Annotated in this window: 16 protein-coding genes; 15 read left to right on the forward strand and 1 reads right to left on the reverse strand. The window is 55.9% G+C overall.

Annotated features, from left to right (window positions below; translation table 11 throughout):
• Positions 1 to 26: 26 nt before the first annotated feature.
• Entirely contained in the window at positions 27 to 902 is an 876-nt protein-coding gene (corC, locus tag K0J45_RS15045) for a CNNM family magnesium/cobalt transport protein CorC (protein ID WP_011866723.1), read from the forward strand.
• A gap of 26 nt (positions 903 to 928) precedes the next feature.
• Entirely contained in the window at positions 929 to 2,527 is a 1,599-nt protein-coding gene (lnt, locus tag K0J45_RS15050) for an apolipoprotein N-acyltransferase (protein ID WP_220043133.1), read from the forward strand.
• Positions 2,528 to 2,720: 193 nt separating this feature from the next.
• Here the strand turns inward: lnt and K0J45_RS15055 are convergent, their stop codons facing one another.
• On the reverse strand, positions 2,721 to 3,221 hold the full coding sequence (locus K0J45_RS15055; protein ID WP_011866725.1) for a zinc ribbon-containing protein: 501 nt from the start codon (positions 3,219 to 3,221) through the stop codon (positions 2,721 to 2,723).
• A gap of 121 nt (positions 3,222 to 3,342) precedes the next feature.
• On the opposite strand from K0J45_RS15055, the gene leuS reads away from it, so the two are divergent.
• The 13 genes from leuS to lipB all read left to right on the forward strand — a co-directional run bounded on the left by leuS (position 3,343) and on the right by lipB (position 16,431).
• Positions 3,343 to 5,934: a leucine--tRNA ligase gene (leuS, locus tag K0J45_RS15060; protein WP_220043134.1), complete on the forward strand. Its 2,592-nt coding sequence runs from the start codon at positions 3,343 to 3,345 to the stop codon at positions 5,932 to 5,934.
• A 68-nt stretch (positions 5,935 to 6,002) separates the two neighbouring features.
• Positions 6,003 to 6,497: an LPS-assembly lipoprotein LptE gene (locus K0J45_RS15065; RefSeq protein WP_011866727.1), complete on the forward strand. Its 495-nt coding sequence runs from the start codon at positions 6,003 to 6,005 to the stop codon at positions 6,495 to 6,497.
• Complete coding sequence (holA, locus tag K0J45_RS15070) at positions 6,497 to 7,528, forward strand: DNA polymerase III subunit delta (RefSeq protein ID WP_220043135.1); 1,032 nt, start codon at positions 6,497 to 6,499, stop codon at positions 7,526 to 7,528. The genes K0J45_RS15065 and holA overlap by 1 nt, the downstream gene beginning before the upstream one ends.
• Positions 7,529 to 7,538: 10 nt before the next feature.
• Positions 7,539 to 8,180, forward strand: coding sequence for a nicotinate-nucleotide adenylyltransferase (nadD, locus tag K0J45_RS15075; RefSeq protein WP_220043136.1), 642 nt, complete (start codon positions 7,539 to 7,541; stop codon positions 8,178 to 8,180).
• Between the two features lie 145 nt (positions 8,181 to 8,325).
• Positions 8,326 to 8,655 (forward strand): ribosome silencing factor, encoded by a 330-nt coding sequence (rsfS, locus tag K0J45_RS15080; RefSeq protein WP_041407387.1) that lies wholly within the window; start codon positions 8,326 to 8,328, stop codon positions 8,653 to 8,655.
• Positions 8,655 to 9,125 (forward strand): 23S rRNA (pseudouridine(1915)-N(3))-methyltransferase RlmH, encoded by a 471-nt coding sequence (gene rlmH, locus K0J45_RS15085; RefSeq protein WP_041509028.1) that lies wholly within the window; start codon positions 8,655 to 8,657, stop codon positions 9,123 to 9,125. Before rsfS ends, rlmH begins: the two co-directional genes overlap by 1 nt.
• A 77-nt stretch (positions 9,126 to 9,202) precedes the next feature.
• Positions 9,203 to 11,086: a penicillin-binding protein 2 gene (mrdA, locus tag K0J45_RS15090; RefSeq protein ID WP_220043137.1), complete on the forward strand. Its 1,884-nt coding sequence runs from the start codon at positions 9,203 to 9,205 to the stop codon at positions 11,084 to 11,086.
• Positions 11,073 to 12,179: a rod shape-determining protein RodA gene (rodA, locus tag K0J45_RS15095; protein ID WP_011866733.1), complete on the forward strand. Its 1,107-nt coding sequence runs from the start codon at positions 11,073 to 11,075 to the stop codon at positions 12,177 to 12,179. The genes mrdA and rodA overlap by 14 nt, the downstream gene beginning before the upstream one ends.
• A gap of 11 nt (positions 12,180 to 12,190) precedes the next feature.
• The gene (gene mltB / locus K0J45_RS15100) at positions 12,191 to 13,198 is read left to right on the forward strand and encodes a lytic murein transglycosylase B (RefSeq protein ID WP_220043138.1); all 1,008 of its coding nucleotides are present in this window, start codon (positions 12,191 to 12,193) and stop codon (positions 13,196 to 13,198) included.
• Entirely contained in the window at positions 13,179 to 13,976 is a 798-nt protein-coding gene (locus K0J45_RS15105; protein ID WP_220043139.1) for a septal ring lytic transglycosylase RlpA family protein, read from the forward strand. Before mltB ends, K0J45_RS15105 begins: the two co-directional genes overlap by 20 nt.
• A 135-nt stretch (positions 13,977 to 14,111) precedes the next feature.
• Positions 14,112 to 15,284, forward strand: a complete 1,173-nt coding sequence (locus K0J45_RS15110) for a serine hydrolase (RefSeq protein ID WP_011866736.1) — start codon at positions 14,112 to 14,114, stop codon at positions 15,282 to 15,284.
• Positions 15,285 to 15,418: 134 nt separating this feature from the next.
• Entirely contained in the window at positions 15,419 to 15,685 is a 267-nt protein-coding gene (ybeD, locus tag K0J45_RS15115; RefSeq protein WP_011866737.1) for a DUF493 family protein YbeD, read from the forward strand.
• Positions 15,686 to 15,780: 95 nt separating this feature from the next.
• Entirely contained in the window at positions 15,781 to 16,431 is a 651-nt protein-coding gene (gene lipB / locus K0J45_RS15120; protein WP_041406693.1) for a lipoyl(octanoyl) transferase LipB, read from the forward strand.
• Position 16,432 lies beyond the last annotated feature (1 nt).

Consider the following 16,432-nt stretch of genomic DNA (forward strand, 5'->3'; position numbering starts at 1 on the left):
CGGCCAATTCTGGTCAGGAAATTACTATGAGTGACGATAACCCACCGAGTAGCAACGCCCATAAGAAGGGCTGGTTTGAAAAAGTAAGTCAGTTATTCCAGGGCGAACCACAGAGTCGCGACGAGTTAGTGGAGGTGATCCACGACGCTGAACAGAGAGAAGTGATCAGCGAAGACACGCGCGAAATGATTAAAGGTGTTTTAGAAGTCTCCGATCTGCGCGTGCGTGACATCATGATCCCACGGGCACAAATTGTGGCGCTAAAAATAGACAACACGGTAGAGGAGCTGCTGTCGACCGTAATCGGCTCGGCCCATTCCCGCTTCCCCGTGGTCAACGAAGATAAAGATCATATCGAAGGCATACTGCTGGCTAAAGACCTGTTGCAGTATGGCTTTAAAAATAACGACGAGCCCTTTTCCCTCGAGCAGGTGATCCGTCCGGCCGTCGTGGTGCCAGAGAGCAAACGTGTCGACGTGCTCCTGAAGGAATTCCGTTCCCAACGTTACCATATGGCGATCGTCGTCGATGAATATGGTGGCGTTTCCGGTCTGGTCACCATCGAGGATATTCTCGAAGAGATCGTCGGCGAGATCGAAGATGAGTTCGATCACGACTCCGCCGAAGAGACAGAGATCCGCAAGGTGGGCAAACAGATCTACATGGTCAAGGCACTGACCCCTATCGACGACTTCAACGAGACCTTCGGCACTCAGTTTAGTGACGAAGAGTTCGATACCGTCGGCGGCCTGGTCTCCCACGCCTTTGGCCACCTGCCCGAGCGCAACGAGAAGATCACCATAGATGAGATTGAATTTAAGGTGATTAGCGCCGACACCCGCAGGCTGGTTCAGCTCAGGGTGAAACTTCCCGATCCCCAGACCGAAGAAGAAAACGCGTAAACCTTCGGTCCCCTGATGAGGCTATAATGCTGCTACGACTTAGGGCAATTGCCCATCATCCTGTAATACGGCTGGTACTCGCCTATCTGGCGGGTGCCAGTACCGCACTGGGCTTCGCCCCCTATGCACTTTGGCCCATCTATCCCCTGGCCATGGCGTTCGCCCTCGGGCACAGCCGCCGGCTTACCCCGAAGCAGACATTTCTCTACTGGCTGAGCTTTGGCTTTGGCTGTTTCTCTGTGGGGATCAGCTGGGTGCATGTCAGCATAGACACCTACGGTGGCCTGCCGCTTATCGCCTCACTGGGCCTGATGGCCATCTTGGCCCTCTACCTGGCGCTCTACCCGGCGCTGGCGGCCTACCTCAGTATCAAGCTGGTGCCTAAGTCGCTCACACTGCGCTTTCTCGCCGTCTTCCCCGCCGCCTGGGTGCTGACCGAGTGGGCCAGAGGCTGGGTGCTGACCGGATTCCCCTGGCTCTGGGGCGGCTATAGCCAAACCAATGGGCCGCTGGCGCCCCTTGCCAGCAACGTAGGCGCCCTGGGGCTCAGCCTGGTACTAGCCATGATCGCCGGCGCCTTAGCCCTTGCCTTTACCCATCGTGCAGATGGGCAAAGCTCAAAAGGGGTGAGCTCAAATGGGCCGCGTTCATTTAGCTTGCGAGCAGCACCGCTGCTCCTTATAACCGCCCTTGCCGGCCTGGGGGCATTTGCCAGCGCACAACTATCGCCCATTACCCCGACAGGCAAGTCGGTCAAGGTGGCGCTGGTACAGGGCAACATCGCCCAAAGCATGAAATGGCAGCCCGAGGCGCTCTGGCCAACCATGATTAAGTATATGGATCTCTCAAGGCCGTCCCTGGCCGACACAGATCTGTTTATCTGGCCGGAGGCGGCGATCCCCGCCCCCGAGTATATGGTGGAAGAGTTTCTCGACAACGCCAACAAAGTCGCCAACCTGAATAACAGCGCCATCATCACGGGCATCATCAGCAAGCAGCAGAATCGCTTCTATAACTCGCTAATAGTCCTTGGTAACCACCAGCAGCTACAACAAGAGAGCGCCGATTATCGCGGCGATGGCAGCAACGAGTTTCGTAAGCACCACCTGCTGCCCATCGGCGAGTTTGTGCCGCTGGAAGATCTATTAAGGCCGCTGGCGCCCTTCTTTAACCTGCCCATGTCCTCCTTCGCCAGGGGCGACTTCCAGCAGCCTAACCTGGACGCCGTGGGGCATCAGCTGGCGCCGGCCATCTGTTATGAGATCGCCTTCCCGGAGCAGCTCAGAGCTAACGTCAATGCCGGTACCGAGCTGCTGCTTACCGTCTCCAACGATGCCTGGTTCGGCCGCTCAAACGGGCCGTTGCAGCACATGGAGATCGCCCAGATGCGCGCCATCGAACTGGGCAGGCCGCTACTAAGAGCCACCAACAATGGCGTCACCGCCGTGGTCGACTCACAGGGCAAGATAACCCACAGTCTGCCGCAGTTTGAGACTGGGGTGCTCAAGGCCGAGGTGCCGCTGGTGTCCGGCAGCACAGGCTTCGCCCGCTGGGGCCAGACGCCGCTCCTGCTGCTGTGCACCATCATCTTAATCGGCGCCGTGATCCGCAGACTAAGGCTCTAGCTTTAGCTTTAGCTTTAGCTTTAGCTTTAGCTCTAGCTCTAGCTCTAGCTCTAGCTTCAGCCTGGCCCTCCAACATATTTCGAACAGATACAAAAATCCCCGCATTGGCGGGGACTTTTTATGAGCCGGTAAGACTCACAACTCAGGTTAGATGCTTATGGGTCTGGCGCTCAAGCATCAAGCGCTCAGCAGATTAAGGTGCCAGCGCCTCGCGGGTAAATTGATCGCCATCGCACTCTGGGCAGTCGGGGATCACCCCGGGGAATTCGATGCGCATCTCGTGGCCGCAGCCCGTGCAGACCATCACCCCCTGACCCACAATCTCACCGCTCTGATAATAGCCGTGATGTTTGAAGTCTTGGGTCACCTCGTGCCACTCCACCTGACTCCTGTCGGTGATCTCACTCAACCAATGCCACAGGGTATTCTCGGCGGCGATGACTGTAGGGCTGTGGCTAAGATCCGTGGCGTTCTTTTCGGCCAGGTAGCTGCCGATATCACGCTTTAAAAATTCTTCCACCAGGGCAAGCTCCTCCTCCTTGGCCTGCTCTTTGAGCAGCAAGAACTCCTTACTCGCCGTGACAGTCTTATATAATTCCTTTGCAGTCATTGAGTTATCTTCAGAGAAATCCGATTTCACCTGCTCGAATAGGGCCTGGTAAAGCGCTAGCAACTCGGTACTTCTTTCACTCATGTTCAATACTCCTTCATGCGAACCTTTTTAATGACTCACTTCTAGTTTATTCTATGCAGATCTAACTCGCGCGCAAGATGCGCAAGATCAAATAAATAGGCGGCATGGCCGGGAATCATCAATGCAAGAGCAATATCTACCTTCAGAGATTGAAGCTAAGGTGCAGCAGCACTGGCAAGACACTAAAACATTTGAAGTAACCGAGGACGAAAGCAAAGAGAAGTTTTACTGTCTCTCTATGTTTCCATACCCTTCTGGCCGACTGCATATGGGCCATGTCCGCAACTACACCATAGGCGATGTCGTTGCCCGTTACCAGCGTCTGCAAGGAAAAAACGTATTACAACCCATAGGTTGGGACTCTTTCGGTCTGCCTGCTGAGAACGCCGCCATCAACAACAATACGGCACCGGCCCCTTGGACCTATGAAAACATCGATTACATGAAAAACCAGCTGAAGATGCTGGGTTTCGGCTACGACTGGAGCCGTGAGATCGCCACCTGTACCCCTGAATACTACCGCTGGGAGCAGTGGTTCTTCACCAAGCTGTACGAGAAGGGCCTGGTCTACAAGAAGACCGCCTCGGTTAACTGGTGTCCAAACGACGAAACCGTACTGGCCAACGAGCAGGTACAAGACGGCTGCTGCTGGCGCTGTGACACCCAGGTGGTGCAAAAAGAGATCCCGCAGTGGTTCATCAAGATCACCGACTACGCCGAAGAGCTGCTGAACGACATCGACCAACTGGACGAATGGCCAGAGCAGGTCAAGACGATGCAGCGCAACTGGATCGGCCGCAGCGAAGGCATCGAGATGACCTTCCAGGTCGAGGGTAGCGATCAGAGCTTCGACATCTATACCACTCGCCCAGACACAGTAATGGGCGTGACCTATGTGGCGATCGCCGCGGGTCACCCTCTGGCTCAGCAAGCGGCCGACAACAACCCTGTGCTGGCCGAGTTTATCGAAGAGTGCAAGAACGCCGACACAACAGAAGCCGCCATGGCCGCCATGGAGAAGAAGGGTGTCGACACTGGCCTTAAGGCCGTCCACCCGCTGACAGGCAAGCTGGTGCCTATCTGGGCCGCCAACTTCGTGCTGATGAACTATGGTACTGGCGCAGTGATGTCGGTACCGGGTCACGACCAGCGCGACTACGAATTTGCCACTAAGTATGGCCTGCCGATCGAAGGCGTGATCAAGCCTGCAGATGGCGAGCTGGATATCAGTGAAGAAGCCTACACTGAGAAGGGTATCCTGTTTAACTCTGGCGACTCATTCCCAGAGCTGGATGGCCTGGACTTCCAGGCGGCGTTCGATGCCATCGACGCTAAGCTGGCCAGCGAAGGCAAGGGTAAGCGCCAGGTGAACTATCGTCTGCGTGACTGGGGTGTCTCCCGTCAGCGTTACTGGGGCGCGCCAATTCCTATGGTGACTCTGGCCGATGGTACGGTAATGCCAACGCCTGAAGATCAACTGCCGGTGATCCTGCCTGAAGATGTGGTCATGGATGGTATCCAGAGCCCAATCAAGGCCGACAAAGAGTGGGCTAAGACTCAGGTTAACGGTCAGGAAGCCTTCAGAGAAACCGATACCTTCGACACCTTCATGGAGTCTTCTTGGTACTATGCCCGCTACTGTAGCCCTAAGGCCGACCAGATGCTGGATCCAGCCAAGGCCAACTACTGGCTGCCGGTGGATCAATATATCGGTGGTATCGAGCACGCCTGTATGCACCTGCTCTACTTCCGCTTCTTCCACAAGCTGCTACGTGACATCGGCCTGGTTAACAGCGATGAGCCAGCCAAGCGTCTGCTAACCCAGGGCATGGTGCTGGCCGATGCCTTCTACTACACAGATGAGAAGGGTGCCCGTGTCTGGGTATCGCCAAACGATGCCAAGGTTACCGAAACCGATGACAAGGGCCGTATCGTCAAGGCCGTCGACAGCCAAGGTCATGAACTGGTTTACACCGGCATGAGCAAGATGTCTAAGTCGAAGAACAATGGTATCGACCCGCAAGAGATGGTGGACAAGTACGGCGCCGATACCGTGCGTCTGTTCATGATGTTCGCCTCGCCACCAGAACTGACCCTGGAATGGCAAGAGTCGAGCGTCGAAGGGGCTCACCGCTTCATCAAGCGTCTATGGAAACTGGCCCACGACCATGTGTCACAAGGCCCAACCGTTGCCCTGGATGTTGCCTCTCTCGATAGCGCTCAAAAAGAGCTGCGTCGTGAGCTGCACAAGACCATCGCCAAGGTGGGTGACGATATCGAGCGTCGTCAGATGTTCAACACCGCCATCGCCTCTGTGATGGAGCTGATGAATCGTCTGCAAAAGGCGCCGATGGAGAGTGAGCAAGACAGAGCCCTGATGCAGGAAGCCCTGTGCGCCGTGGTGCGTCTGCTCTACCCTATCATCCCGCACACCAGCTTCGAGCTGTGGCAGGCACTGGGTCACGAAGAGACGATTGAAAACGTGCTTTGGCCGGTCGTCGATGAGTCGGCGCTGGTCGAAGACAGCAAGCTGATCATAGTACAGGTGAATGGCAAGCTACGCGCCAAGGTAACAGTGGCCGCCGACGCCGACAAAGACACGGTGGAAGCTGCCGGTATGGCAGAGGAAGGCGTTATCAAGCACACCGAAGGCAAGACGGTACGTAAGGTGATTTATGTACCTGGTAAGCTACTCAATATCGTAGCCAACTAATTGCCCGCTTTACTCGGCCACCTCTGGTGGCCGAGTCTTATCAAACATGGAAATAGATGGCTTAGCCTATGCTTATTAAACGCTTATGTTTTGCAATCTTAGCCCTCTCGGTGCTGCTTAGCGCCGGATGTGGTTTTAAACTTCAGCGCAGCTACTCGATCCCAGATTCTCTTAAGACGCTCACCCTGAGCAGCCAGGACGAATACAGCGAGCTGACCCGCCTGGTGCGCGAACGCCTGCGTCTCAACAGCATCACTGTGGTGGAAGATGACGCCAGCGTGCCTGTCGTTAGGATCCTCAACGACTCGCTGGACAGAAGCACCCTCTCCCTCTACCCCACGGGGAATGTGGCGGAATATGAGCTCAACTATCACGTGCGTTTCGCGGTGCAGTATCCCGAGCGCGAGGCTAAGGCCTTCGATGTCGACATTCACCGCGACTACCTGGACGATCCCCGCACCGCACTGGCAAAGAGCCGTGAGATGGAGCTGCTTGTAAAAGAGATGCGCATCCAGGCCGCCGACCAGATCATCCAGATCCTGGCCTCTATCGAGACCAACTGATGCGCGTCTACCCGGACCAGCTCGCCAAGCAGCTCTCGCCGCTCAAGCCCTGTTATCTCATCTTTGGTGATGACCCCTGGCTGTGTGAAACCAGCAAGCGGGCGATCTTCGATCAGGCAAAACGAGAAGGGTTCGAGGAGCGCATAGTGCTCACTCAGGAGACTGGCTTTAACTGGCGTGAATTGCAGGATGAGTGGAATACCATGAGCCTGTTCGCCAGCCGCCGCATCATAGAGCTGCACCTGCCCCAGGCCAAACCCGGCAGCGAGGGCAGTAGCCAGCTACAGAATCTGATGCAGCAGGTAAATCCGGATATTCTGTTGGTGATCACAGGGCCCAAGCTTGCCAGCGAACAGACCAAGTCGAAATGGTTTAAGCAGCTGGATGACAAAGGGATTTATATCCCCTGCGCCACGCCAGAAGGATCACAGTTTCAGCGCTGGTTACAGACCCGTATTCGCGAGGCCGGCTTAAACCTCACCCAGGACGCCCAGCAGCTGTTGCTGAGTCTGTATGAAGGCAACCTGCTGGCGGCAGATCAGGCGATACAACTGCTGGTGCTACTTAGCCCCAGCAGCCAGATCACCAGCGAGCAACTGCAAAACTACTTCGAAGATCAGTCCCGTTTCAGCGTGTTTCAGCTGGCCGATTGCCTGCTGGCCAATCAACAGGAGAAGGCCCAGCATATTCTGGCCCAGCTCCAGGCAGAGGGCACGGCCCTGCCGATACTGCTGTGGGGCCAGTTTAAAGAGCTGACCACACTATTACAGCTCAAGCAGGCTCAGGAGGCGGGAACGCCGCTGCAGAGTCTGTGGAGTCAGTTCAGGATCTGGGACAAGCGCAAGGGGCTGTATCAGGGCGCGCTGTCGCGCCTGAGTCTAAGTCAGATAGAGACAGCCCTGGCCAGCGCCTCGAAGATCGAGCTAAAACTCAAGCAGCAGGGGGCTGAGGATTGGACCGCCATGAGTCACCTCTGCCTGCTGTACGATCCCAAAGCCCACGCTCATCTTAGCCATATCGAACTCGGCTAGGAAAAAGCTGATGAAGATTGGCATACTAGGCGGCACCTTCGACCCCATTCACTATGGTCATATCAAGCCATTGCTTGAGGTGCAGGCCGCCCTGGGACTCGACGAAGTCTGGCTGATGCCCAACCATATTCCGCCTCACAAGGACGGCACCAATACCTCGACCCAGCATCGCCTGGCTATGGCCCAGCTGGTATGTCAGCAATACCCGCAGCTCAAGCTGTGTGACATAGAGGCAAACCGCGACCAGCCCTCCTATTCGGTAGAGACCCTGAAGCACCTGCGTCAGACCCACGGCCAGGATCAGCTGGTGTTTATCATGGGGATGGACTCCTTCGTCGGCCTGCCAAGCTGGTATCACTGGCGGCAGCTGTTCGATCTCTGTCATATCGCCGTCTGCCAAAGGCCCGGCTGGACACTTGCTGATGACAGCGAGATGGCTGCGCTGCTTAATACCCGCCGCGCAGACAAGGCAGGGCTTGATAAGGCTGCCGAGTCCGATTGCTACGCCGGTCTCATCTTCCCGGTGACCATCATACCTCAGCCCTACTCCTCTACTGAGATTCGCCGGCAGCTGGCCCAAAATCAGCTGGCGCCCGATGCCATGCCGCAAGCTATCGCCGACTATATCGCTGCCCATCAGCTCTATCGCTAACAGCCAGATAACAAGGCTTCAACCTTTAGCCAAACTCACGCCCGTTAGGGTGCAGACAGGCATTTCACGCACCGCTATTAGCAATTACTTTAGGGGCATAACCTGTTATACTGCCTCGCTGTTAAAAATGAATGAGGAATTTAGCGTGCAAAGCGCCGAGCTTAAACAGTTTGTAGTCGACAAGGTCGAAGATTTAAAAGCAAAAGATGTTGTAGTACTGGAAGTCACCGATAAGTCGAATGTTACCGACTATATGGTGGTCTGTTCGGGTACTTCTAAGACCCACGTCAGAGCGATCGCCGAGAACGTGGTACTCGAGGCCAAACGTGCCAACCTACATATCCATGGCGTCGAAGGCCGTGACAGCAGCGAATGGGTGCTGGTCGACCTGGGCGACGTGATTGTTCATGTGATGCAAGACAAGACCCGCGACTTCTATCAGCTTGAAAAGCTGTGGTCTGAAAAGCCAGCTTAATGAAGTTACAACTCGTTGCCGTGGGCACTCGCATGCCCGCCTGGGTCACCACAGGTTTCGAAGAATATCAGCGCCGTTTCCCCCGGGACATGGCGTTCGAACTGATTGAGATCCCTGCCGGAAAGCGCGGTAAGAATGCTGACATCGCCCGCATCTTGCACAAAGAGGGCGAACAGATGCTGGCGGCTATCCCTAAGGGAAACCATATCGTCAGCCTGGATCTGCCGGGAAAAAACTGGACCACGCCCGAGCTTGCCACTCAGCTCAATCGCTGGCAACTAGACGGTCGCGATGTTAGCCTGCTTATCGGCGGCCCCGAGGGACTGGCCCCCGCCTGTAAACAGGCGGCGAATCAGAGCTGGTGTCTATCGGCCTTGACCCTGCCCCACCCCTTGGTACGCGTCTTGGTGGCCGAGAGCCTATACCGTGCCTGGAGCATCAACAACAACCACCCGTATCATAGAGAGTAGTGCGCCGCGCGATACTCGAGTCAATCGAGGGATAGACGATGATAGTGACAACCAACATACTGCCGGAGAGAGTATAATTGGCGCCACGTAAACGGATGGCCATGCATGATCATGCCGCCGAAGCCTCGCTGTTCAAACGCCGCGCCATCTTCACCTTTGCCTGCGTGGTGGTCTTGCTAAGCGTACTGCTGGGCAACCTCTATCATCTGCAAGTCTTGTCCTACAAGGACTACGAGACCCGCTCCAACGACAACCGCATCCGCGTCGTGCCCGTGGCGCCAAGCCGCGGTTTGATCTACGACAGACACGGCCAACTGTTGGCGGAGAATCAGCCCTTCTACTCGCTGGAACTGATCCCCGAGAAGGTCAAAGACATTCCCGCGACCCTGGATGAACTCGCCAAGGTCGTCGAGCTCAGCAAGGATGACAGAGAAAGCCTGGTCGCCTCCCTCAAATACCATCGCCGCTTCAAGCCGATCACGGTCAAGAACCGCCTGTCGGAGGAGGAAGTGGCGATCTTTAGCGTTAACCAACACAGATTTCCAGGCTTCTCCATCGACGCGGGCCTGAAACGCCACTACCCCTACGATGGGCTGCTGACCCATGTGCTGGGCTATGTGGGCCGCATCAACAACAGGGACCAGGCCACATTGCAACGCAACGGCCAGTGGCAGAACTACGCCGCCACCAAGGATATCGGCAAGCAGGGGATCGAAAAGTTTTATGAGAGCCTGCTGCACGGCATGCCTGGTCACCTGGAAGAAGAGGTCAACAATCGCGGCCGCACCATTCGTACCCTTAAATCTGTGGCGCCAGAGCCGGGCCAGGATATCTACCTGACCCTGGATCTTCAATTGCAGAAGAAGGCGATGGAACTGCTGGCGGGTCGCCGCGGCTCCATCGTGGCTATCGATCCCCGCGACGGAGGCATACTGGCCATGGTCTCCAGCCCTAGTTATGACCCGAACCAGTTCGTGCACGGCATCAGCTCCAAGGCCTATAGCGATCTGCTCAACGCCCGCTCTCGCCCTTTGATCAACCGCGCCACTCAGGGCCAATACGCCCCGGCATCGACGGTTAAGCCTCACATGGCGCTGCTGGGCCTGGAAGAGAAGGTAGTGACTCCTAAGACCCGGGTGTGGGACCCAGGCTTTTGGCAGATCCCCGGCGTCGAGCGCAAGTATCGCGACTGGAAACGTTGGGGCCACGGCTGGGTCGATGTCAACGGCGCCCTGGTACACTCCTGCGACACCTACTTCTACGACATGGCCTACAAGACGGGCATAGATAAGATCAGCAACTTCATGCAGCAGTTCGGCTTTGGCGAGCGCACCGGCGTGGACATCTTCGAAGAGTCGGCCGGTAACATGCCATCCAAGGACTGGAAGCGCCTCAAATACAATCAGCCCTGGTATATCGGCGATACCATCTCGGTGGGGATCGGCCAGGGTTACTGGACCACCACGCCGCTGCAGCTGGCCAACGCCACCGCCATCATGGCCAATAAGGGCGAGCGTTTCGTGCCGCACCTGCTAAAGTCGATCAAGAATGACACGGTCAAGGTCGACACCCCGGTAGACAAGATGGCTCCCGTGGTGCTGAAGAGCCCCCACAACTGGCAGATCATCAACGAGGCGATGAGAGACACCGCCCATAAGTCGCGCTTCGTCGACGCGGGCTATACCGCGGCGATGAAGACGGGTACCGCCCAGGTATTCAGCGTGGCCGAAGATGAAAAGTATGACGCCGAAAATATCGATGAACACCTGAGGGATAACGCCTTGATCGTCGCCTACGCCCCCTATGAGGCGCCGCGTATCGTGCTGGCGGTGGTACTGGAAAACGCCGGTTGGGGTGGCGCCAACGCCGGCCCTGTGGCCCGCGCCTTGCTGGATGAGTATATGCTTCGCGACAACCTGCCCTTAGAAACCGCCGGGAGCCCACACAATGAACGCCCATAGCCATAGACCCAACATCTGGCAGCGCATGCATATCGACCTGCCACTGCTTCTTGGGCTGCTGGCACTCATGTGCTATGGCCTGTTCGTCATCTATTCCGCCGGCGGCGAAGATATGGCGCTGATGGAGCGTCAGCTGATCCGTATGGGACTGTCCCTGGGGATCATGCTGTTTGTCGCCCAGATCAACCCCGAGGTGCTCAGACGCTGGGCCTTCCCCATCTATATCGCCGGGGTGATTCTGCTGCTCGGTGTGCACTTCTTCGGTGAGATCAACAAGGGCGCCCAGCGCTGGCTCAACCTAGGCTTCATGGAGTTTCAACCCTCTGAGCTGATTAAGCTGGCCTTCCCCATCACCATGGCCTGGTATATCAGTAAGTTTCCGCTGCCGCCGAAGAAACGTTATCTGGCCGGTGCCGGGGTAATTCTGCTCATTCCGACGCTCTTGATTGCCAAGCAGCCGGATCTCGGCACCTCCATCCTGGTGGCGGCCTCCGGGATCTTCGTGCTGTTTCTCTCCGGCATGAGCTGGGCCATCGTCGGCAGCTTCATCGGCGGCGTGCTGGCCATGCTGCCTGTGCTCTGGTTTTTCCTGATGCACGATTATCAACGTACCCGGGTATTGACCCTGCTGGATCCAGAAAAAGACCCGCTGGGCGCCGGCTATCATATTATTCAATCCAAGATCGCCATCGGCTCCGGTGGGATCTGGGGCAAGGGTTGGCTCGACGGCACTCAGTCGCAGCTGGAGTTCCTGCCCGAGCGCCACACCGACTTCATCTTCGCGGTTATCGGCGAGGAGTTTGGCCTGATCGGCAGCCTTATTCTGCTCTGCCTCTACCTCTATGTGATCGGCCGCGGCCTGGTGATCGCCTCGCGCGCACAAACCAGTTTTGCCCGTTTACTCGCTGGCAGTATTACTTTAACCTTCTTTGTATATGTCTTTGTGAATATTGGCATGGTATCGGGACTACTCCCCGTAGTTGGTGTGCCCCTGCCCCTCATCAGTTACGGCGGTACCTCTATGCTGACCCTGATGACAGGCTTCGGCATTCTGATGAGCATACATACCCATAGACGATTCATTGACCGTTAAAGGAAGACGATTTGAAACCAGTTTCACAGCTATTTTTCGCCCTGATGCTGGGCGGCACCAGCTTGCTGGCCCAGGCCGATGACAAGGTGATCCCCCAAGAGGGTGACATCAGTGAGTTGAAGACAGCCTTCACCGAGCAGCAACTCGGCGCCGGCTTCACCCAGGCAGAGATAGACAGCTTTCTCGCCAGCGCCCAATACAACCAGAAGGTGATCGACGCCATCACCACCCCATGGGAAGCCAAGCCCTGGTTTCAATATCACCCCATTTTCCTCACCGATAAACGTCTGGAAAAGGGACTGGCCTTCTGGCGCACCCATGAGGCGACCATCGCCAAGGCGGCAAAGACCTATCAGGTGGACCCCGAGATCATCGTCGCCATTATCGGCATCGAGACCTTCTACGGCGGCTACATGGGCACCTATCCGGTGATCGACGCCCTCTACACCCTGGGCTTTCATTACACGCCGCGGGCCGACTTCTTTCGCAAGGAACTCGCCCAGCTACAGACCCTGGCCAAAGAGGAAGAGCTGGACCTGAGCTCGCTAAAAGGCTCCTACGCCGGCGCCATGGGTTATGGTCAGTTCATTCCCTCCAGCTACCGTCATTTCGCGGTGGATTTTAGCGGCGATGGCCGCCGTGACTTGGTCGGCGATCCGGTTGATGCCATCGGCAGTGTCGCCAACTACTTTCATCAACATGGCTGGCAGAAGGGCGGCCTGGTCACCCTACCACTGACTACGCACCATCTGCCCGCGCATCTCAAGGCCTGGTCGGGAGAGAAGCTCTCCTACAAGGTTGCCGACATCCTGTCGCCAACCATCTCCCTGGCGCAGAATGTCGATCTCGACGTGCAACAACCCGCACTACTGGTCGAGCTTGAGCAACAAGACGGCAAAGATTACTGGCTGGGACTGAACAACTTTTACGTGATCACCCGCTACAACCGCAGCCCGCTGTACGCCATGGCGGTGTATCAATTTAGCCAACAACTCAAAGATGCTTATGCGAAACAGTAACGCCCTGTCACTGCTCTCCTTCATCCTGCTACTGCTTTTGGCCGGCTGCTCGTCGCAGAGCGGCCGCTATAAGATTGCCGACGACTTAGCGCCGACTGACGCACCCGACGTCTCCAAGGTAGAAGATGCTCACCCCAAGTTTGAGCCCTACAGCCGCGGCGGCAACCGCAAGGAATATACTGTGCTGGGCAAGACCTACCGGGTGCTCGACACAGGCAAAGGCTATCAGAAGACAGGCATAGCCTCCTGGTATGGCGCCAAGTTTCATGGTCACCTCACCTCCAATGGCGAGACCTACGACATGTATTCCATGTCAGCGGCCCATAAGACGCTGCCACTGCCAAGCTATGTGAAGGTCACTAACCTGGCCAACGACAAGTCGGTAGTGGTGCGGGTCAACGATCGCGGCCCCTTTCACGATAACCGCATCATAGATCTCTCCTACGCCGCGGCGCATCGCCTGGACATGCTCAAGACGGGCACGGCCAAGGTGCAGCTCGAGGTGATCTACATCGAAAATCCCGAGTCGGTGGCTTTGGCCGCACTGCAGGAAACCAAGCTTCACTATGTGCAGGTGATCGCCTCCTCAGATAAGGGACGCATCGATCATCTGGCGCAGACCCTGGCGGACCAGTATCAGGTGCAGACCCGTATCCAGCAGAGCGGCAACCTCTATCGCCTGCAACTCGGCCCCATAGGACGCCAGCAGATCGCCGCCGAGCTGCATCAGACATTGCAGCAAAACGGTTACCCCCAGAGCTATCTGGTGACCGAATAAGGTAACGACCCGAAATCGGTGCACTTTTCCTTAAGATTAAGGAACCTTCACTGATTTCGATGGTCGACTAATGTTATACTCGCCCGACATAGCGCCCATATTTTTGCATTCAACCAAAAGACGTGCCTTGATAATATGAAATTACTGAATCACAGCTTTAAAACACTCCTCCTTGTCTCCTCTCTCTCTATCACGGCAGCCAACGCGGCACCCGTTGTTACGCCTGATGCCCCTAAGGTGGCAGCCAAAGCCTTTATCCTGATGGATTACAACTCGGGCCAGATCATCGCCGAAGAGAATGCCTATGAGAGCCTGAACCCGGCCAGTCTGACCAAGATGATGACCAGCTATGTGATAGGCCACGAGATCAAGGTGGGCAACATCTCGCCACAAGACAAGGTGACCATCAGTAAGAATGCCTGGTCGAAGAATTTCCCCGACTCCTCCAAGATGTTTATCGAGGTTGGCAAGCAAGTCTCTGTCGAAGAGCTCAACCGCGGCATCATCATTCAGTCAGGTAACGATGCCTGTGTCGCCATGGCTGAGCACATTGCCGGCACAGAAGATGGCTTCGTGGATCTGATGAACTCCTGGGCCAAGCAGCTGGGCATGCGTGACAGCTACTTCGAGAACTCCCACGGCCTGGATTCTGAGAACCACAAGACCACAGCCTACGACATGGCACTGCTGGGCGCCGCGCTGATCCGCGACGTTCCCGAGGAGTACCGCGTCTACTCGGAGAAGTCTTTCACCTATAACGGCATCAAGCAGTACAACCGTAACGGTCTACTGTGGGACAAGAGCCTGAATGTCGATGGCATCAAGACGGGCCACACCTCTGGCGCTGGTTATAACCTAGTGACCTCGGCAACCAAAGATGGCATGCGCCTAGTGTCTGTAGTCTTGGGCACCGCCAGCGAGTCGGCCCGTAAGGCCGAGAGCAAGAAACTGCTCAACTATGGTTTCCGCTTTTTCGAAACCATCACCCCCTATAAGGCGGGCGACAGCTTTGTAACCCAGAAGATCTGGTACGGTGACAGAGAGTCAGTGGATCTTGGCGTGTTAACAGATACCCCCATCACCATCAGCCGCGGCCAGGCGAAAAACCTCGAGGCCAACTACGAGCTGAACAAGGAGCTGACCGCCCCTATCGCCAAGGGTGAGACAGTAGGCCGCATCTACTTCCAGCTTAACGGCAAAGACATTGCCCAGTTCCCGCTGGTCACCCTGCAAGAGGTGAACGAAGGCAGCTGGTTCAGCAAGCTGATGGACTACTTTAAGCAGATGTTTGCCAGCTGGTTTAACTAATTTAACAGCGACAAATGCATGAGATAGTAAAAAGTCACCTAAGGGTGACTTTTTTGTTTTTAGCCTCTCAGGCTTGAATTAGGTATAATAACCCCCATTTTATAGCCATTAAGTTAGGCAAGAGATAGACACCTATGTTAGACACCAAATTTCATGAACTCCTAGACTTCCCCGCGGCCTTCCCTTTCAAAGTCGTGGGCGACGCCAGAGACACACTCGCCGATGACGTCGTTGCCGTTGTGCAGCGTCACGTGCCAGGCGACTATATGCCAACCTCCAGGGCCTCAAGCAAAGGCAGCTATCACTCGATCACCGTCAAGGTAACGGTTCACAGTAAAGAGCAGATCGAACTGCTTTACATCGAGTTAGCGGCCATCGAAGGGGTTAAGCGCGTCCTCTAAGATGCCCCCTCCTGGTAGGAAATGTGATCTACCTTACATTTCCTGATTTCGCGCGTATAATAGGCGCACTTAAACGCTGAGGGGAGAGGTTGCCCTTGAAAGATACGGTTTTACATATTCGTCATCTTGGTCGCCAGGATTACGAGTCGGTATGGCACGCCATGCAGGAATATACCGATAATCGCGATGAAACGAGCCGAGATGAGCTTTGGATAGTCGAACATCCTCCGGTGTTCACGCAGGGCCAGGCAGGCAAGAGTGAGCATATTCTCAACCCCGGCGATATCCCCGTCATTCAAGTCGACCGTGGTGGCCAAGTGACCTACCATGGTCCAGGACAGCTAGTCGCCTACCCACTACTGGACATCAAGCGCCTCAAAATAGGTGTTCGCCAACTGGTGACCGACATAGAGCAGAGTATCGTCAAGATGCTCGCCCTCTATGGTATCGAGGCCTATCCTAAGGCCGATGCTCCTGGCGTCTATGTCGAGGAGCGCAAGATTGCCTCTCTGGGTCTGCGGATCCGTAAAGGCTGCTCCTTCCACGGCCTGGCACTAAACGTCGATATGGATATGTCCCCCTTTCAACGCATCAACCCCTGCGGTTATGCCGGATTAGAGATGGCTCAATGTAAGCCGCTCAAGGGGCCACAAAGCGTCGAAGAAGCCGGCGAGAAACTGATACAAACCTTTAGCCAAGAATTGGGCTATCAACATCTAGAACATCATCAAGGGTTAACAGACTAAT

Source organism: Shewanella alkalitolerans, from assembly GCF_019457575.1.
Taxonomy (GTDB): domain Bacteria; phylum Pseudomonadota; class Gammaproteobacteria; order Enterobacterales; family Shewanellaceae; genus Shewanella; species Shewanella loihica.